The sequence below is a fragment of the Phytomonospora endophytica genome (assembly GCF_014202425.1).
Lineage (GTDB): Bacteria > Actinomycetota > Actinomycetes > Mycobacteriales > Micromonosporaceae > Phytomonospora > Phytomonospora endophytica.
This window is the reverse complement of record NZ_JACHGT010000005.1, coordinates 292416-309527: the sequence shown is the minus strand read 5'-3', so window position 1 is coordinate 309527 and position 17112 is coordinate 292416. Positions and strand designations below refer to the sequence as shown.

The window sequence follows — 17112 nt, the reverse complement described above, 5'->3', positions numbered from 1 at the left end:
TGGGCAAGCCTCGCTTCGCTCGCCCACACACGCCGCGAACCCGGCCGCAGCGCTCCCGCTGAGGGCGAGCCCCACTTCACCCACCACCCCGGAACCCCGCACCCGCACCCGCACCCGCAGCCCGATCCCCACCCCTCACGCGGTCTCGTTCGCGCCGCCAGTCCCGCTGGGACTTAGATCACCAATCCTTGGCGTCCCTGGGAGCTCCCTGGCAGACTTCGCGGCGTGAACACTCTCCGCACCCCTTCGTGCCGCCGCGACGCCGCCTTGCGCGTCTCGATGCCGGCGTCGGGTGTGTGTCCGTGTTCGCCTCGGCGCGTGATGCGCCGAATGTGCGGTTGCTGAGGGCCCCTTTCCGCTCGCGCCCCGAAGCTGGCATTCCCGCGCGTCGTCACGTCGCTGTGACTGCTGTCGACTGACCGCGTTTTCATCCCAGGGCTGACACGGCCACTGATCCCCCACGTCCCGGTCGGGACGCGTCGAAGGACCACACTGTGATCGAACTGTCCGAAGTGCGCAAAAAATACCGAGATACCACGGCCCTCGACGGCGTCGATCTCCATGTCCGCGAGGGCGAGGTCTACGGCGTTCTCGGGCGTTCGGGTGCCGGGAAGTCGACGCTGCTGCGTACCGTGAACGCTCTGGAACGGCCTGATTCGGGTTCGGTGCGGGTCGCCGGTACGGAGATCACGGCTCTGGGCGGGTCCGAGTTGCGGGCGGCGCGGTCGCGTATCGGCATGGTCTTCCAGCATTTCCACCTGCTGCGCAACAAGACCGTCGAGGCGAATGTCGCCTTGCCGTTGCGCATCGCCGGAAAAAACAAGGGCGACCGGGGGCCACGGGTCGCCGAACTCCTCGACGTCGTCGGGTTGTCCGACAAGGCGGGTGCGTATCCGGCGCAGTTGTCGGGTGGGCAGCGGCAGCGTGTCGCGATCGCCCGCGCGCTGGCCGCCGAACCGGATGTCCTGCTCTCCGATGAGGCCACGAGTGCCCTCGATCAGCAGACCACGGTCGAGATCCTGGATCTGCTGCGCCGCCTCAATCGCGATCTCGGGTTGACGATTCTGCTGATCACGCACGAACTCCAGGTCGTGACGCGCATCTGTGATTCCGCGGCGATCCTGCGCGCGGGCCGGGTCGTGGAGTCGGGCAAGGTCGCCGACCTGCTCGCCGAGCCGGGTTCGGAGCTGGGCCGTCAGGCCTTCCATCTCGGTGACACGGCCGCGCCGGAGGCGGCGAGCACCGTCGACATCACCTTCACCGGCGCGGAGGTCGGCGAACCTGTCGTCGCCGCTCTCGTCCGCCGTTTCGACCTCGACGTGTCGATCCTCGACGCCGCGGTGCAGACCGCTCCCGGCGACGGCGGCTTCACCGTCGGCCGCCTTCGGCTGGCCGTCCCGGCGTCTCCTCGCACGGGCGAGGCCCTGGAGTGGCTGCGGGCACGCGGGTACGGGGTGGAGGAGCGATGAACCTCGACTGGGCGGAACTCGCCGAACTTCTCGGCCCGGCGTCCCTGGAGACCCTCCAGATGGTGGGCCTGGCGACACTGTGGACGGTCATCGCGGGTCTTCCGCTGGGCGTCGCGCTGTACTCGCTGTCGCCGCGCGGGCTGCGGCCCGTCGGCTCGGTCTACAAGATCCTCGGACTGGTCGTCAACATCGGCCGCTCCATCCCGTTCATCCTGCTGATGCTGGCGATCATCCCGGTGACGCGGCTGCTGATCGGGACCAGCATCGGCAGTTTCGCGGCCGTCGTGCCGCTGTCGGTGGCGGCCGTGCCCTTCTTCGCGCGGCTCGTCGAGTCCTCGCTGCTCGACATCGATCCCGGCCTGGTCGAGGCCGCGCGTTCCATGGGCGCGCACGGGCTCGGCATCGTCGGCCGCGTCCTCGTCCCGGAGTCCCTGCCCTCGCTGATCCGCGCGCTGACCGTCACCGTCGTGGCGATCATCGGGTACTCGGCGATGGCCGGCGCGATCGGCGGCGGCGGACTCGGCGCGGTCGCCGTCCGCTACGGCTACCAGCGCTTTCAGTACGACACCATGATCGTCGCGGTGATCATCCTGGTCGTTCTCGTCCAGTTGATCCAGTTCGCCGGCGACCTCGTCTCACGGCGACTCGACCGTCGCTGACCCGTTCACCCAACCCCGAAAGGCACCACATCATGAACCGTCGCCGCTTGCTCAGCGCCGCCGCCATCACCGCCACCGCCGCCCTGTCCGTCGGCCTGCTGTCCGCCTGCGGTGCGGGCGCCGGGGCCAGTTCGGACCCGAAGGACAAGCTGATCGTCGGGGCGAGCGCCGTCCCGCACGCCGAGATCCTGGAGTACGTGCGCGACAACCTCGCCGCGGGTGCCGGTCTTGAGCTGGACGTGCAGGTCTTCGACGACTATGTCCTGCCGAACACGGCCGTGGACACCGGGGAGATCAACGCCAACTTCTTCCAGCACCAGCCTTATCTCGACGAGTTCAACAAGGAGAACGGGACGAGCCTGGTCGGTGTGAAGGCCGTGCACGTCGAGCCGCTGGGGGCCTACTCGCAGAAGCTGACCGAGCTGGCCTCGCTGCCCGACGGCGCCACGATCGCGTTCCCCGACGACGCCACCAACGGCGGCCGTGCGCTGAAGCTGCTGGCCGACAACGGCCTGATCACCCTGAAGGACGGGGTGGGGACGGCCGCGACGGAGAAGGACGTCGTGGGCAACCCGAAGAACCTGGAGTTCCAGCCGCTGGCCGCCGAGCAGTTGCCGCGTTCGCTGGAGGACGTCGACGTGGCGATCATCAACGGCAACTACGCGCTGCAGGCCGACCTGAACCCGGCGCGGGACGCGCTGGCCATCGAGAAGGCCGAGGGGAACCCGTACGCGAACCTGCTGGTGACGAAGTCGGGTCAGGAGAACGACGAGCGGATCACGAAGCTGGCGACGTTGCTGACCTCGCCCGAGGTGAAGAAGTTCATCGAGGACAAGTACCAGGGCTCGGTCATCCCGGCCTTCTAGGTCCCGGCGCTCGGCCTTACGAAGCCGTCCCCTCCGTGGAGGGGGCGGCTTCGTCGTGGGCGGGGTGCGTGTGGCGCCGTGGCACTCTTGCCCGCATGATCGACGATTTCGCCAAGGCGTATTTGCACAACGATCTGCGTGAGATGCGTGAGGCCCTCGTCTGGAAGCTCGACGGGCTCTCGGAGTACGACGTGCGGCGCCCGCTCACCGCGACGGGCACCAACCTCCTCGGTCTGGTCAAGCACGTCGCGTGCTCCAGCGCGCGGTACTTCGGCGAGGTCTTCGACCGTCCTTTCGCCGAGGTGCCCCGCTGGGACGCCGAAGACGCGTGGACGGGCGAGCTCTGGGCGGCCGAGGACGAGACGCGTGCGGAGATCTTCGGGCTCTACCGGCGGGTGGCCGAGCACGCCGACGCGACGATCGAGGCCCTGGCCGTCGACGCGCCCGGGTTCGTGCCGTGGTGGCCGCGCCCGAAGGTCAAGCTCTTCAACATCCTGGTGCACTCGCTCGTCGAGCTCGCGCGGCACGCGGGACACGCCGACATCCTGCGGGAGCAACTCGACGGCGAGGTCGGGTCCTACCCCGGGGGCGCGGGTGGGCGCGACGACGCGGAGCGGGCGGCCCGGTTCGCGGCGATCGAGCGCGCGGCCAAGGCCGCCGGTTCCTAGACCGGACACGCGAAAGGGCCGTCCCTCCCGGGACGGCCCTTGTCGTCTCATGGCCTCAGCAGCCGACGTACTCCGACAGGCGCTCGGCGCGCGACGGGTGCCGCAGCTTCAGCAGCGTGGTCTTCTCGATCTGGCGGACGCGCTCGCGCGACAGGCCGAAGTCGCGGCCGACCTCTTCGAGGGTGCGCTGGCGCCCGTCGTCGATGCCGAAGCGGAGCTTGATCACGGCCTGCTCACGCTCGGTGAGCGTGGTCAGGACCTCGGCGATCTCGTTGCGCAGCAGCGCGTAGGACACGTTGTCCGAGACCGGGCGGGCCCGGTCGGAGCAGTCGAGCAGGTCCGACAGCGGGGTGTCGCTGTCGTCGCCGACGGTCTGGTCCAGCGAGAGCGGGTCGCGGTCGTAGGACATCAGCTCCAGCACCCGGAAGGGCTCGACTTCGAGTTCGGCGGCGATCTCGAAGTAGCTGGGCTCGCGCCCGATGCGCATCGTCAGCTCACGCCGCACCCGCGCCATCTGGTTGACCTTGTCCAGCGTGTGCGCCGGGATGCGGATGGTGCGGGCCTGGTCTGCCATGGCGCGGGTGATGGCCTGCCGGATCCACCACGTCGCGTAGGTCGAGAACTTGAAGCCCTTGGTGTAGTCGAACTTCTCGACGGCGCGGATCAGACCCAGATTCCCCTCCTGGATCAGGTCCAGCAGCGCCATGCCCCGCCCGGTGTAACGCTTGGCGACACTGACCACGAGCCGCAGGTTCGCCTCCAGGAGGCGGTTCTTCGCCGCGCGCCCCTGCGCGGCGATGGTCTCAAGGTCTTTGCGCAGCTGCTCGTCCAGGACCGGCTGGTCCGGGTCGGTCAGCCGCACCTGCGCGAAAAGCCCGGCTTCGATGGCCTTGGCCAGCTCGACCTCTTCGACGGCGGTGAGCAGCTTGTGCTTGCCGATACCGTTGAGGTACGCACGGACCAGATCCGCGGAGGTTCCCCGTTCGGTTCGGTCAACCGTCGACGAGTCTTCGTGTTCGGTAACCGGAAGTGCCACGTTTCCTTCGCCTCCCCAAGTTCTCAGCACGCTCTTCGTGCCGGGCTTGGACCCAGCTTGCCGAGTAGCGCGTGAAACCCCGGTGAGTCAAGCCCCGCCGTGGCACAAACACGGGAGACGCAAGTCCCGACAAGTCCGGCATTTCAGCTGTCGCGCAGGCTTTCTACCAGCGGTAGAATCGTGTCGAGCCGTCCGCCACCCGCCGGAGAGAACCCACACATGGCCCGACTTGGAGAGCTGGAACGCGCCGTCATGGAGGTCCTGTGGACCGCCGGACGGCCCGTCACCGCGCGAGAGGTAGTCGACGCGCTGCCCGACCGCAGCCTCGCCGCCACCACCGTCCTGACCGTCCTGTCCCGCCTGGAGCACAAGGGATTCGTCGCCCGTGATCGTAACGGGCGCGCGCACCACTACCGTCCCGTCGCCGGACGCGAGGAACACGTCGCCGCGCTCATGCGCGAGGCCCTCGACACCGCCTCCGACCGCGGCGCCGCCCTCGCCCGCTTCGCCGAGGAGGTCAGCCCGACGGAGGCCGCGGCGCTCGCCGACGCCCTCACCGAGGCGGTGCGACGCCGAAGCGACGGCGAGCCGTGAGCGGCCGCTGTCCCGGCGGTGGTTCATGAGCGTCTCCGTCGCCGGTTACGGCCTCGCCGTGCTCGCCGTGGCCCTCATCGGTCCCGTCCCGGCGTTGCTGGCGCGGGCCCGCTGGACCCACCGTGAGCCGCGGGCCGCGGTGGTCTGCTGGCAGGCGATCGGTCTGTCGGGGGGCCTGGCGCTGCTCGGATCCATCACCGCCATGGCCCTCGCGCCGCTCGGCGGGAACCTGCTCGGCGCCCTCGGCGCCTGGTTCGGGCAGCTCGCCGACGGCGACCTGACCGGTGGGCTCGGCACATGGCACCAGGTCCTGCTGGTCGCGACCTTCGTCGTGTACGCCCGCCTCGTCGGCGTGCTCGCCACGACGATCTACCGCACCTGGACCGACCGGCGGCGCCACCGCGACCTCGTCGACCTCGTCGCCGATCCGTGGCCCACGGGCCGTCCGGGTCAAGGGCACGTCCTCAAGCACCCGGGCGCCGCGGCCTACTGCCTTCCCGGCTGGACCCCGCGGGTCGTGGTCACCTCGGGCGCGCTCGAAGCGCTCGACGACGCCGAACTGCGCGCCGTCCTCGCCCATGAGGAGGCGCACCTGCGCGAACGCCACGACCTCGTCGCGCTGCCTTTCGCGGCCTGGACCCGTGCCCTGCCGTGGTTCCCGGGCATCCGTCGCGCGCGGATGGCCGTGGACTCGCTGCTGGAGATGGTCGCCGACGACACCGCCGTGCACCGCTGCGAACGCACCGCCCTCGCCTCCGCCCTCGCGCGGATCGCGACGATCGGCGGGGCCGCGACGCCCGACGGGGCCTTCGCCTCGACGGGCGGGACGATCCTCGCGCGCGTCCGCCGTCTCCTCGACCCGCCGGAGCGCTCCGGCGCGCTGCGGGTCGTGCTGTACGGGACGGCCGCGCTGCTGTTCGTGCTGCCGGCGCTGGTACTGGTCTGACACCGTCAACGCGAAAGCCGCCTCGCGTCGCGAGGCGGCTTTCGCGTGTGCCTCACGCGCGCAGGGCGTCGAGTCTCGCGTCGAGGACCACCCGTGCCGAATCGGGCGTGTGCAGCCCGACGAGCAGCTGGACGCTCAGGCCGTCGGTCATGGTGACGAGGTCGGCGGCCACGACGTCGGGGTCGAGGCCCGCACGGAACCGCCCGGACTCGGCGGCGGCGCGGACGAGGAGCGCGAAGAGCGCGGCGAGCTCGCGGTAGGACCGGCGCTGGAGCTCCCCGAGCGCCGGGTCGACCGCCGCCTGGGCCGCGAAGGCCAGCCACACCCGCGACTCGGCACGGCTGTCCTCGTCGAGCGGGAGGATCCCGGCCAGGGTCTCGGCGAGCATCGTGACCGTGTCGCCCGGGTCTGGCGCGGCGTCGATGCGCGTCTGAACACGCGCGGTGACCTGGGCGTTCAGGTAGTCGTGGACGAAGAGCATCAGCTGCTCCTTCGTCGCGAAGCAGCGCTGCACCGCGCCCATCGACACTCCGGCGCGGTCGGCGGCCTCGCGCAGTGTCGCCGCCTCAAGCCCGCCTTCGGCGATCAGGCCGAAGACCGCGGCGGCGATCCGGCGGCGGCGGCTCTCATGGTCGACGACTCTGGGCATGCCCGAAGTCTATTCGATGCGCTTGTATCGCTACGTGCTAGGTTTCGATACAAGCGCATCGGAAAGGATTCTCGACCATGGAACGACGCGGACTCCTCCACGCGGGAACGGCACTCGCCGCGACCGCCCTCACCACCACCGTCGCCTCCCCCGCACACGCCGCCCGGCGGCGGCCCACCTTCGTACTCGTCCACGGCGCCAACGGCAACGGCTATTCCTTCGCGCCGCTCGCCGCCGAACTCGCGCTCGCCGGTTTCGGCGCCGTACCGGTCGACCTGCCCGGGCACGGCCCCGCTGCGAACTACCCGGCCTCCTACCAGTCCCCGCAGGATCTCGCCGCCTTCGCCGACGCCCCCTCGCCGACACTCGCGGGCACGGCCCTCGCCGACAACGCCGACCACGTCGCCGGCATCGTCCGCCGCGCCGCCGCGCACGGCCCGGTGATCCTCCTCGGCCAGAGCATGGGCGGCGCGACGGTCACCCTCGCCGCCGACCGGGTCCCCGGCCTGATCACGCGGCTGGTCTACCTGTCGGCGTTCTGCTGCACGGCCTTCCGCAGCGTCGCCGACGCCTTCGGCAGCCCGGAGGCCGCGGGCTCGCTGCTCGGCGACATCCCGCCCGTCGGCGACCCCGCGCGCACCGGCGTCCTGCGCACCAACTGGCGGGCCGCCGAGGTCGTCGCACCCGCCAAGGCCGCGCTCGCCGCGGACTACGACGAGGCCGCCTTCGGTGCGGTGCTCAACGGCTTCGAGCCCGACGAGGCGGCCGCCGTCGCGACCGACGACGCCCGCGGCGACCGGCGCCGGTGGGGACGCGTCCCGCGGACCTACGTGCGGTTCACCGCCGACCGCGCGATCCCCCTGGCCCTGCAGGACCGGATGATCGCCGACGCCGACGCGGCCACCCCGGGCAACCGCTTCACCGTGCACTCGCTGCGGGCGCCACACCTCGGGCCGCAGGACGCGGCGGTGCTGATGGACGTGCTGGCGGGACTGGCCTGAGGCGTCAGCCGAAGTCGTAGACGTACACGGCCGTCTCGGCGAGCGCGGTGGTGATGAGCGGTTCGACGCGCTCCCATCTCCCGCCCGCGAGTCCGCATCCGATGCGGGGCATGTGCACCGACGCGCCGAGGTCGGCCGCGTGCCCGGCGAGGGTGTCCAGGCAGGTCGCGACGGCCTCGTATCTGACCGGTGGTGTGCCGCCGCGGCCGGTGCGGGTGCCGTGCTGGCCGACCATGTTGGCGACCCAGGTGTCGTGCCCGACCCGGATCACGCGGACGGCGCCGAGCGCGAAGTCGTTCCGCGCGCGGTGGCGCCACCAGGCCCGGAAGTCGCGCTCGGGTTCGGGCCAGCGCTTGGAGAGCGCCAGTACGAAGCCCTTGCCCCAGCCGCCGGCGTCGTTGCAGACGTGGGCGATGAGTTTGGGGCCTTTCGCCTGGGGCGAGGTCGCGTCGCCGCGCAGGTAGGTGACAGCCATGGGGTGATCATCGCCCAAGCCTGTGACGGTCCTCGGTTGGTCAGTCGAGGACCATGACCTCGTAGAGGTTCCCGGCCTCGTCGGTGAAGAACAGTCCGCGTGAGCGGAAGGGGTGGTCGATGCGGCCGTTGTCGGGTTCGCGGGGGCTGCTCCCGTAGGAGACGCCCATGCGTTCAAGGCGGTCGAGCACGGCGTCGAAGGTCGTGCCGTCCACGTCGAAGGCGAGGTGGTGGCCTTCGGGCTTCTCGACGGTCAGGTAGTCGAGGGTCAGCTGCTCGTTGACCCGCACCGGCGCGAAGTGGCCGCTCATCCCGGCGGCGGGCAGGCGTTCCAGGCCCATCACCTCGGCGAAGAAGTCGGCGGCGCGCTCGTTGTCGACGGCGGGGACGATCGTGTGGTTGAGGGTCACGGGCATGTCGGCGCCACTCCGTGCAGGAAGGCGTCGATGGTGCGGGGCAGGTCGAGGACGTGGGCCCCGTCGGGCGCCGGGCGGGTGAAGGTCAGCCTGAGGAACAGCTCGGCGGCCTCCTCCGGGGTGAAGCGCATGGTCGCCCGCTCGGGTTCGAAGAGCGCCGACAGGGCCTCGATGGTGCGGCCCATGGCGGCGTCGCGTTCGTCGCCCGGCCGCCCGTCGGGGTTCTCCGGCCGGCGGGGGCGGCCGCCGGTGTGGAGCGCGCCGATGAGCGCGCCCATGCGCTCCAGGTAGGCGCGCATGGACTCGGCCGCTTCGGTGAGACGGTCGGCGAGCGGCTGGTCGAGGGGGATGGCGGTGATCTCGGCGAGTACGTGGCCGGGGTCGAAGGCCTGTGCGAGGCAGGCGTGGAGGAGTTCGTCCTTGTCGGTGAAGACGCGGAAGATGGTGGCCTCCCCGATGCCCGCGGCGCGGGCGATCTGGCCGGTGGTGACGGCGGCGCCGAGCTCGGCGACCAGCGGCAGGGCCGCCCGCACGATCATCTCGCGGCGCTGTTCGGGCGTCATTCCCGGCGCTCGTTTCCTGGTTTCGGTCATGCCGGAAAGCTTACGGAGTGAGTACTCACTCCGTCAACTCCGAAATCAGTGCGCGGGAAAGACTTGAGAAACTGCCAAGAAAGTGTGTAATTAGCTGAACGACTCATGAAGGAAGTGCGGCCATGCAGAACCGAAAGCACCGATCGAGACTCTTACCGGCGATAATCGCGATCGCCTCGACCGTCATCGCCGCCGTCCTCGTGACGACCCTCCCGGCGGGCGCGGCCAACGTCCTGTCCAACGGCGGCTTCGAATCCGGCAACCTCGGCGGCTGGAACTGCGGCACCGGCACCGCCGTCGCCACCGGCCAGGCCCGCACCGGCACCTACGCGCTGGCCGGTACCCCGGCGGGCTCGGCCAACGCCCGCTGCGAACAGACGGTAACCGTCACACCCGGCACGGCCTACACCTACACCGCCCACGTCAAGGGCTCCTACGTCTACATCGGCGTCAACGGCGGCGCCTCCACCTGGACCCCCGGCAGCGGCGCGGGTTACGCGAGCCTGACCCTGACCTTCACCCCAGCCACCTCGACGGCGACGGTCTACGTGCACGGCTGGTACGGCCAGCCGACCTTCTACGCCGACGACTTCTCCCTCGACGGGCCCGGCGGCCCCGGCCCGACCCCGACGGCCTCGCCGACGGTGAGCCCCACCGTCAGCCCGACACCGAGCCCGACCGATCCCCCGCCGAACGGCAGCCTCCCCAAGCACACCCTCACCGGCTACTGGCACAACTTCGTCAACGGCTCGACGAACATCCGCCTGCGCGACGTGTCGACCGACTACGACCTGGTCATCGTGGCCTTCGCCGACGCGACCGGCCAGCCCGGCGGCGTCTCGTTCAACGTCGATCCGGGCCTGTCGAGCGCACTGGGCGGCTACACCAACGACCAGTTCAGGTCCGACGTGGCCGCCCTGCGGGCACGCGGGACCGAGGTGCTGATCTCGGTCGGCGGCGAGCGCGGCAGCGTCTCGGTCGGCGATTCGGGTGCGGCGACGACCTTCGCCAACAACATCTACGGCCTGATGACGTCCTTCGGTTTCAACGGCGTCGACATCGACCTGGAGAACGGCCTCAACCCCGACGCGATGGGCAACGCGCTGCGGCAGATCCGTGCGAAGGCGGGCGCGAACCTCATCATCACGATGGCGCCGCAGACGATCGACATGCAGTCGGCGGGGAGCTCGTACTTCAAGCTGGCGCTGGCGATCAAGGACATCCTCACGACCGTCCACACGCAGTTCTACAACTCCGGGACGATGCTCGGCTGCGACCAGAACCAGGCCTACTCGCAGGGGACGGTGAACTTCATCGTCGCGCTGGCCTGCATCCAGCTGGAGGGCGGGCTGCGGCCCGACCAGGTCGCGCTCGGCGTGCCGGCCACGTCCTCGGCGGCCGGAGGCGGTTATGTCAGCCCGTCGGTGGTCAACCAGGCCGTCGACTGCCTGGCCCGCGGCACGAACTGCGGTTCCTTCAAGCCGCCGCGGACCTACCCCGCGCTGCGCGGCGTGATGACCTGGTCGATCAACTGGGACAAGCACGGCGGTGAGGCGTTCTCCAACACCGTCGGACCGCACATCGACTCACTGCCCTAACGGATGCGCCCGCGTCTCTCCATGGGGCGCGGGCTCATTCGGCGGCCCGTTCGCGCTTGCGTTGCCGGTAGGCGGCGACGCGGGCGCGGCCGGCGCACGTCGCGGAGCAGTAGCGGCGGGCCGAACCGGGGCCGTCGTCGAGGAAGTAGGGGGCCTCGCAGCCGTCCATCGGGCAGCGGCCCCAGGCGGGCCGTCCCCGCTCGCTCAAGAGCTGGGCGAGCGACAGCGCCGATGAGGCCAGCAGCCAGTCACCCCAGCCGGCGTCCTCGCGGTCGACGTGCAGGTGCCAGGTGTGCCCGTCGTGTCGCGACAGACGCGGCCGGGCGCCGCTCCCGGCGAGCACGTCGTTGAGCGCGAGGGCGGCACGGTCCACATCGGACTCGGCGAGGAGCCCGGCCAGGCGGGTGATCGCCGCGCGCAGGTCGTCGAGGTCGGCTTCGGTGAGCGCGGTGTCGGCGAGATCGACGGTGCGCTCGCCGTGTTCGGCGAGCACGGCGGCGAAGTCGTGGCGGGTCGCGTCGGGGCGCGCGTGCACGAGATTGACCAGATCGATCAGGCGACGCGCGGGCTGGAATCCGGTGGTCACGGGCCGATTGTCCTCCTCACCTGCCCCAACGATAACCGTAACGGCTTATTATTGCTAGCCGTTACAGTATGCGGGTGACCGCTCCCCTCCCCCGCTACCTCACCGCGGCCTTCCTCGCCCGCCTCGCCGACGAGGGCGTCGGCGTCACCATCGCCCTGCTCGCCTTGGCACACACCGGAAGCCCCGCCCTCGGCGCACTCGTCCTGACCGCCTTCACCGCCCCGCACCTGCTCGCCGGACCCCTCGCCGGAGCCCTCGCCGCGCGGACCCGCTCCCCCCGGCTGCTCCACACCGGCGCACTCACCGGCTTCGCCGCCGCACTCGCCGCGCTCCCCGCGCTCGTCGGCCGCGCACCGGTGTGGGCGGTGGTCGCGGTGTCGGCGGCGGGCGGCTGCTGCGGCCCGATGGTCACCGGAGGACTGTCCAGCCTCGTCGCCGAACTCACCACCCGAAACGAGCACCGCGCCTACGCCTGGGACGCCGCGACCTACAACGCCGCCTCGGTCACCGGACCCGCCCTCGCCGCCGGCGCCGCGCACCTCTGGTCGCCCGGCACGGCGACGGTCGTACTGGCCGCGGGCGCACTCGCCGCCGCCGCGCTGGTCGCCACCCTCCCCCACCGCGCCGAACCCGGACCACGACCGGCCGGCACCGCCCTCACGGCCGGACTGCGAGCACTCTGGCGCGTCCCCGAGCTGCGCGCGATCACCGCGGCCACCACGGCCTCCTTCGTCGGCATCGGCGGCCTGACCCTGACCACCGTCCTGTTCGCCGCCCACCTCGGCGACGCCGGCGGCGCCGGGCCGCTGCTCACCGCCTTCGCGCTCGGCGCGCTCACCGGATCGGTGCTGCTGACCCGCCTGCCGACGTCCCCACCACCACTGCGGCTGGCCCGCCTGTGCCTCGCCGCGCTCGGCGTGGCGCTGATCCTGACGGCTCTCGCACCCACCTACTGGGCGAGCCTCGCCGGGTTCGCGCTCGCCGGACTCGCCGACGGACCACTGCTCGGCGCGACCCTGCGCCTGCGCGCCGACCACGCCCCGCCCGGCACGCGCGCGCAGGTCTTCACCCTCGGTGCCGCGCTGAAGATCTCGGCGGCCTCACTCGGCGCCGCGCTCGTCGGGCTCACCGGCGGCCTGCCCGCACCGGCCCTGCTGGCCGGGATCGGGGTGATCGTGCTGGCCTCGGCGGCGCTCACCCGGCTCGGCGACGCGCGGCGGCGCGGCACCACCGCGCCGCCGCCCGAGCTCAGCTCACCGTGACACCGGAGAACGTCGCCGTCCCGTCGAAGACGTTGAGCCCGAAAAACCCGCTCGCGTAGGCACCGTCGGTCACGTCGACGAGCGCCACCCCGTCGAGGAACACCCGTATCCGCGGACCGGACGCCACCACCGTCAGCCGGTAGGTACGGCCCGCGACGATCACGGCCGGAACGACCGCCAGGTCGGCGCCGGGCCGCCAGAGCTTGACGTAGCCCGCGGTGTCCACATTGGCCGTGTAGTGCCCACTCCCGTCGGGACTCGCCCGGAACGTCAGCGCCGCCGCCCGGCCCGCCGTCAGCCGCAGATCCCCGCCGTAGGTGAAGTCGCCGCCCCGCAGCGAACTGAGATAGAAACCGTCGCCCACCGCCGCACCCCTCAGCGCGCCCGGCGCCGTCCACGCCCCCGACAGCGGCGTCCACGGCCCCGCCGGGCCCGTCACGGCGGAACCGTCGACCCGCGCGTTCTGGAAGTCACCGGTCCCGGCGTAGACGTTCACGCCTAGCCGCCCACCGGCATAAGCGGTGTCCGACAGGTCGATCAGCGGCGCCGGGGAATGGTCGAGGTACACCCGCAGCCGTGCGCCCTGCGCGACGACTTTCAGGTGATACCAGCGGTCGCGGGCCACCGCGAACGGCACGGTCGCCAAGACCTGACCGGGCCGCCAGAGCCGGACATACCCGTCGGCGTCGACATTGACGGTGTAGTGGCCCGAGACGTCGGCGCTCGCCCGGAAGGTAAGCGCCGCCGCTCGCCCGTCCACGATGGACACATCGGCCTCGTAGGCGAAGTCGGTCCGCACGGTGTCGTTGAGGTAGAAGGCGTCCCCGGCCGCCGAACCGCGCTTGCCGCCGCCGACGTCCCGCCACGCGCCACCGGCCGGGCGCCACGTTCCCGGCAGGTTCGTCGACAGTGTCGACTCGGCGGTGTTCCAGGCCGAGGCGAGCCGGTGCACCTCCAGCGACACCAGCCGCACGTCCCCGCCGGTGGCGAACAACCGCAGCCCGCGCGTGTCCGGCGAACGGTCGAAAGGCGGCGTGTCGGTGTACGAGTAGCGGCCGTCCCCGGCGAAGACCTCCAGCTGGTCGCGGTCGACGAGCAACCGCATCCGCACCCGCCCGTTCACCGGCGCGAGCGGCGCGCCCCGCAACGCACCGGCGGCCTTGTCGTAGCCGACCTCGACACCGCCGGAGCCGTCGGCGCGCGTGTCGGACCGGAAACCGAAGCGGGCGGCCGTGCTCGCCGCCGCGTCGAAGTCGGCGAGCACCTCGAAGGTGTCGCCCTCGACCCCGGCCAGCAGATCCCAGGCCTGCGGCCCGGTCAGCGTGCGGGCGCCGTAGGAGCGCGAGCCGTACCGCAGCGAGGACAGTTCGGCGACGGGCGTGCGGGTGAGCCGGACGCCGTCGGCGAAGGTCTTCAGGCCGAGCGTGACGGGGAAGGTCGCCGCGCCCGTCCAGGAGCTCCCGCGGCTGCGCGGCATCCAGGCCATCTGGACGACGCGCGAACCGGGCGTGTTCTGGAAGGTGAGCCCGGCGTAGATCGTCCCGTCGAAGGCCGAGGGGCCGTGGTCCATGCGCTGTGGCGTGGCCTGATCCGGGCGGAAGACGGCGCCGTCGAAGTCGCCGGTGACGTACTCGCCGCTCGCGTCGTTGAGCACCCACCTGGTCCGGGAGGCGTCACCGTCGACGGGCAGCGGGTACAGGTCGGGGCACTCGAAGAGCCAGCCGGCGGCGAAACGCGAGGTCTTCGACCAGTGCAGCAGGTCCGGGGAGGTGTAGACGTCGACGCCGTTGCCGCCGGCGTCCGACCACACCACCATCGACCAGCGTTGCGTGGCGGCGTGCCAGACCACCTTCGGGTCACGGCTGGTGCCCTGCGGGACGGCGACCGGCCGTCCGCCGTCGTAGGCCTGGAAGGTGCGGGCACCGTCGGTGCTGTAGAAGACGCGGACGCCGTTGGTTCCGGAGAAGACCACGATCGGCGGGTTCTGCGCGGTGCCGAGACCCGAGGTGTTGGCCGTGTCGACGACTCCCCCACCCGACCACAGGTCGCCGGGGTGCACACCCGGTTCCAGGGCGACCGGCCGCTGCGTCCAGTGCACCAGGTCGGGGCTGGTCGCGTGGCCCCAGTGCATCGTGTCCCAGGCGAGTCCATGCGGGTTGTGCTGGTAGAAGAGGTGGTACTGGCCCTGGTGGTAGAGCGGGGCGTTGACGTCGTTCATCCAGCCGCCGCGCGAGGTGAAGTGGAACTGTCCCCGCTCGGGTTCGTCATAGCCGGTCGCGGGATAGGGGAACTCGGGGTACTCGCCGGGCGTCCCGGCAGAGGCCGGGGCCGCCGGGACGAGCAGGGCGAGGGCCGCGAGGAGGGTCACGAGGCGGACTAAGGCTCTTCGGGTTCCGGACATGGTGCGTCTTCCTTCTTCTCGGGCGGCCGGGCCGCCGGTGGACGGCCCGGCCGGTGTCTCAGCGGTCGGCGACGCCCGCGGCCTCGGCGGCCGCCTCGTCGACGACGACCGCCGTGGAGTCCTCGACGCGCAGGGCACCGGTCATGATCGCCACGACCTCGGGCATCGAGTAGGTGTCCCTGTCGACCAGCGCGACCCGCCGGCCGAGCCGCTGGACGTGGATCCGGTCGGCGATCTCGAAGACGTGCGGCATGTTGTGGCTGATCAGCACGACCGGCAGGCCGCGGTCGCGGACCCGGCCGATCAGTGCGAGGACCTGCGCCGACTCCCGCACACCGAGCGCGGCGGTCGGCTCGTCCATGATCACCACGTGCCTGGCCCAGGCCGCCGCGCGCGCCACCGCGACGCCCTGCCGCTGCCCGCCGGAGAGGTCCTCCACCGGCGAGGTCAGCGAACGCAGGCCGATCTGGAGCTCGGCCATGTTGCGCGCGGCCTCGGCGCGCATGCGCGGCTTGTCGAGCATGCGGAACACCGTGCCGAGGACGCCTTTGCGGCGCAGTTCCCGGCCGAGGAACATGTTGGTCGGGATGTCGAGGGCCGGGGCGAGCGCGAGTTCCTGATAGACGGTCTCGATCCCGGCGCGGCGTGCGTCGAGGGGGTTGCGGAAGCGGACGGGTCTCCCGTCGAGGACGATGTGCCCGGCGTCGGGGGTGACCGCTCCGGTGAGCGCTTTGATGAGGGTGCTCTTCCCGGCGCCGTTGTCGCCGATGACGGCCAGGACCTCACCGGCACGGAGGTCGAAGTCGGCGCCGTCGAGGGCGGTGACGTGGCCATAGCGTTTCACCAGTCCACGAGCGGAAAGGCGGGGTTCTTCCGCACCGGTCATCGGTTCCTCCCCCGGGAGATCCGGTCGACGGCGACGGCGAGGATCACCAGGACGCCGGTGATGAGGATCTGGTAGATCGGGGCGACGCCGGTCAGCTGGAGGCCGTTGCGGAACACGCCGACGATGAGCGCGCCGACGAGGGTCCCGAGGACGGCGCCCCGGCCGCCGAAGAGGCTCGTGCCGCCGAGGACGACGGCGGTGATGCTCTCCAGGTTCTCGGTCTGCCCGGCCTTGGGATCGCCGACGCCGGTGCGGGCCACCAGCAGGAGCGCGGCGACGCCGTAGACGAGTCCGGCGACGGTGTAGACCGCCAGCAGCACGCGCCGGGTCGGCACGCCCGTCAGGCGGGTCGCCTCGGGGTTGTTGCCGGTGGCGTAGACACGCCGTCCCCAGGCGGTCTGGCCGAGCACGAAGGCGAAGACGCCGAAGAGGACCAGCGCCACGACCGTGCCGTAGGTGACGCGGGTGCCGCCGAGGTCGAAGGTCCGGCCGAGGGCGGTGAGCATCGGCGGGAGTTTGGAGACCGTCTTCTCATCGGAGTAGACGTGCGTCAGCGCGTAGGCGATGTTGAGCATGCCGAGGGTGACGATGAACGGCGGCAGCTTCACCCTGGTGACCAGGAGCCCGTTGGCGGCGCCGAACAGGCCGCACACGGCGATGCCCGCGGCGATCGCGAGCAGCGGGTGCACGCCGCCGTCGACGGCGAACCTGGTCATCACGATGCTGCCGAAGGCCATGATCGCGCCGTTGGACAGGTCGATCCCGGCGGTGAGGATCACCAGGGTCTGGCCGACGGCCAGGGTCCCGACGACCATCACCTGCTGGAGGATGAGCGAGAAGTTCGGTCCGGTCAGGAAACGGTCGGTCTGGAGCGAGAAGTACACGCAGGCGAGCACCAGCGCGGCCAGCGGGCCGATGGTCGAGACGCTGAGCGCGCGGCGCCAGATCGTCCGCGCGGCCATGGGCGGCGGTGGGGCGGGCGGCGCCATCTTGATGGAACTGGTCATG

18 protein-coding genes are annotated in these 17112 nt (G+C 71.4%); 9 read left to right on the top strand and 9 right to left on the bottom strand.

Translation table 11 applies throughout. From position 1 onward, the window contains the following. Nucleotides 1-494 precede the first annotated feature (494 nt). The 4 genes from HNR73_RS13305 (at nt 495) to HNR73_RS13290 (ending at nt 3662) form a co-directional block, all read left to right on the top strand. Nucleotides 495-1469, top strand: a complete 975-nt coding sequence (locus HNR73_RS13305; RefSeq protein WP_184787712.1) for a methionine ABC transporter ATP-binding protein — start codon at nt 495-497, stop codon at nt 1467-1469. Next, nucleotides 1466-2128 (top strand): methionine ABC transporter permease, encoded by a 663-nt coding sequence (locus HNR73_RS13300; RefSeq protein WP_184787711.1) that lies wholly within the window; start codon nt 1466-1468, stop codon nt 2126-2128. Before HNR73_RS13305 ends, HNR73_RS13300 begins: the two co-directional genes overlap by 4 nt. A 32-nt stretch (nt 2129-2160) precedes the next feature. After that, nucleotides 2161-2994, top strand: coding sequence for a MetQ/NlpA family ABC transporter substrate-binding protein (locus HNR73_RS13295; RefSeq protein WP_184787710.1), 834 nt, complete (start codon nt 2161-2163; stop codon nt 2992-2994). Nucleotides 2995-3089: 95 nt separating this feature from the next. Further along, the gene (locus HNR73_RS13290) at nt 3090-3662 is read left to right on the top strand and encodes a DinB family protein (RefSeq protein ID WP_184787709.1); all 573 of its coding nucleotides are present in this window, start codon (nt 3090-3092) and stop codon (nt 3660-3662) included. A gap of 55 nt (nt 3663-3717) precedes the next feature. On the opposite strand, the gene sigB is transcribed toward HNR73_RS13290, so the two are convergent. Then, nucleotides 3718-4698 (bottom strand): RNA polymerase sigma factor SigB, encoded by a 981-nt coding sequence (gene sigB, locus HNR73_RS13285; protein ID WP_184787708.1) that lies wholly within the window; start codon nt 4696-4698, stop codon nt 3718-3720. A 219-nt stretch (nt 4699-4917) separates the two neighbouring features. On the opposite strand from sigB, the gene HNR73_RS13280 reads away from it, so the two are divergent. Together HNR73_RS13280 and HNR73_RS13275 are read left to right on the top strand one after the other, a co-directional pair. After that, nucleotides 4918-5292 (top strand): BlaI/MecI/CopY family transcriptional regulator, encoded by a 375-nt coding sequence (locus HNR73_RS13280; RefSeq protein WP_184787707.1) that lies wholly within the window; start codon nt 4918-4920, stop codon nt 5290-5292. 25 nt (nt 5293-5317) lie between these two features. Beyond that, the gene (locus tag HNR73_RS13275; protein WP_184787706.1) at nt 5318-6238 is read left to right on the top strand and encodes a M56 family metallopeptidase; all 921 of its coding nucleotides are present in this window, start codon (nt 5318-5320) and stop codon (nt 6236-6238) included. A 52-nt stretch (nt 6239-6290) separates the two neighbouring features. Here HNR73_RS13275 and HNR73_RS13270 read toward each other — a convergent pair whose 3' ends face one another. Beyond that, on the bottom strand, nt 6291-6887 hold the full coding sequence (locus HNR73_RS13270; protein WP_184787705.1) for a TetR/AcrR family transcriptional regulator: 597 nt from the start codon (nt 6885-6887) through the stop codon (nt 6291-6293). Nucleotides 6888-6964: 77 nt separating this feature from the next. Between HNR73_RS13270 and HNR73_RS13265 the strand changes: the two genes are divergently transcribed. Next, nucleotides 6965-7888, top strand: a complete 924-nt coding sequence (locus tag HNR73_RS13265; protein ID WP_184787704.1) for an alpha/beta hydrolase — start codon at nt 6965-6967, stop codon at nt 7886-7888. A gap of 4 nt (nt 7889-7892) precedes the next feature. Here the strand turns inward: HNR73_RS13265 and HNR73_RS13260 are convergent, their stop codons facing one another. From HNR73_RS13260 to HNR73_RS13250, 3 genes are read right to left on the bottom strand one after another with little or no spacing between them, the layout of a single operon-like run. Then, nucleotides 7893-8363, bottom strand: a complete 471-nt coding sequence (locus tag HNR73_RS13260; RefSeq protein WP_184787703.1) for a macro domain-containing protein — start codon at nt 8361-8363, stop codon at nt 7893-7895. Between the two features lie 40 nt (nt 8364-8403). After that, nucleotides 8404-8778, bottom strand: a complete 375-nt coding sequence (locus tag HNR73_RS13255) for a VOC family protein (RefSeq protein ID WP_184787702.1) — start codon at nt 8776-8778, stop codon at nt 8404-8406. Continuing rightward, nucleotides 8769-9371, bottom strand: a complete 603-nt coding sequence (locus tag HNR73_RS13250; RefSeq protein ID WP_203686631.1) for a TetR/AcrR family transcriptional regulator — start codon at nt 9369-9371, stop codon at nt 8769-8771. The genes HNR73_RS13255 and HNR73_RS13250 overlap by 10 nt, the downstream gene beginning before the upstream one ends. A 122-nt stretch (nt 9372-9493) precedes the next feature. Between HNR73_RS13250 and HNR73_RS13245 the strand changes: the two genes are divergently transcribed. Further along, nucleotides 9494-10969, top strand: a complete 1476-nt coding sequence (locus tag HNR73_RS13245; protein ID WP_184787701.1) for a chitinase — start codon at nt 9494-9496, stop codon at nt 10967-10969. Between the two features lie 34 nt (nt 10970-11003). On the opposite strand, the gene HNR73_RS13240 is transcribed toward HNR73_RS13245, so the two are convergent. Then, complete coding sequence (locus HNR73_RS13240) at nt 11004-11555, bottom strand: CGNR zinc finger domain-containing protein (protein ID WP_203686634.1); 552 nt, start codon at nt 11553-11555, stop codon at nt 11004-11006. A gap of 74 nt (nt 11556-11629) precedes the next feature. Here HNR73_RS13240 and HNR73_RS13235 point away from each other — a divergent pair, with 74 nt between their 5' ends. Beyond that, complete coding sequence (locus tag HNR73_RS13235) at nt 11630-12817, top strand: MFS transporter (RefSeq protein WP_203686636.1); 1188 nt, start codon at nt 11630-11632, stop codon at nt 12815-12817. On the opposite strand, the gene HNR73_RS13230 is transcribed toward HNR73_RS13235, so the two are convergent. From HNR73_RS13230 to HNR73_RS13220, 3 genes are read right to left on the bottom strand one after another with little or no spacing between them, the layout of a single operon-like run. Then, nucleotides 12804-15218, bottom strand: coding sequence for a glycoside hydrolase family 32 protein (locus HNR73_RS13230; RefSeq protein ID WP_184787699.1), 2415 nt, complete (start codon nt 15216-15218; stop codon nt 12804-12806). The genes HNR73_RS13235 and HNR73_RS13230 overlap by 14 nt on opposite strands. A 58-nt stretch (nt 15219-15276) precedes the next feature. Next, nucleotides 15277-16104, bottom strand: coding sequence for an ATP-binding cassette domain-containing protein (locus HNR73_RS13225; protein ID WP_184787698.1), 828 nt, complete (start codon nt 16102-16104; stop codon nt 15277-15279). Then, nucleotides 16101-17111: an ABC transporter permease gene (locus HNR73_RS13220; protein WP_184787697.1), complete on the bottom strand. Its 1011-nt coding sequence runs from the start codon at nt 17109-17111 to the stop codon at nt 16101-16103. Before HNR73_RS13220 ends, HNR73_RS13225 begins: the two co-directional genes overlap by 4 nt. Nucleotide 17112: the final 1 nt, after the last annotated feature.

Coding starts and splice junctions, on each gene's coding strand:
- HNR73_RS13300 (WP_184787711.1), top strand. CDS start 1,466: ATGAACCTCGACTGGGCGGAACTCGCCGAACTTCTCGGCCCGGCGTCC.
- HNR73_RS13295 (WP_184787710.1), top strand. CDS start 2,161: ATGAACCGTCGCCGCTTGCTCAGCGCCGCCGCCATCACCGCCACCGCC.
- HNR73_RS13290 (WP_184787709.1), top strand. CDS start 3,090: ATGATCGACGATTTCGCCAAGGCGTATTTGCACAACGATCTGCGTGAG.
- HNR73_RS13280 (WP_184787707.1), top strand. CDS start 4,918: ATGGCCCGACTTGGAGAGCTGGAACGCGCCGTCATGGAGGTCCTGTGG.
- HNR73_RS13275 (WP_184787706.1), top strand. CDS start 5,318: ATGAGCGTCTCCGTCGCCGGTTACGGCCTCGCCGTGCTCGCCGTGGCC.
- HNR73_RS13270 (WP_184787705.1), bottom strand. CDS start 6,887: ATGCCCAGAGTCGTCGACCATGAGAGCCGCCGCCGCCGGATCGCCGCC.
- HNR73_RS13265 (WP_184787704.1), top strand. CDS start 6,965: ATGGAACGACGCGGACTCCTCCACGCGGGAACGGCACTCGCCGCGACC.
- HNR73_RS13260 (WP_184787703.1), bottom strand. CDS start 8,363: ATGGCTGTCACCTACCTGCGCGGCGACGCGACCTCGCCCCAGGCGAAA.
- HNR73_RS13255 (WP_184787702.1), bottom strand. CDS start 8,778: ATGCCCGTGACCCTCAACCACACGATCGTCCCCGCCGTCGACAACGAG.
- HNR73_RS13250 (WP_203686631.1), bottom strand. CDS start 9,371: ATGACCGAAACCAGGAAACGAGCGCCGGGAATGACGCCCGAACAGCGC.
- HNR73_RS13245 (WP_184787701.1), top strand. CDS start 9,494: ATGCAGAACCGAAAGCACCGATCGAGACTCTTACCGGCGATAATCGCG.
- HNR73_RS13230 (WP_184787699.1), bottom strand. CDS start 15,218: ATGTCCGGAACCCGAAGAGCCTTAGTCCGCCTCGTGACCCTCCTCGCG.
- HNR73_RS13225 (WP_184787698.1), bottom strand. CDS start 16,104: ATGACCGGTGCGGAAGAACCCCGCCTTTCCGCTCGTGGACTGGTGAAA.
- HNR73_RS13220 (WP_184787697.1), bottom strand. CDS start 17,111: ATGACCAGTTCCATCAAGATGGCGCCGCCCGCCCCACCGCCGCCCATG.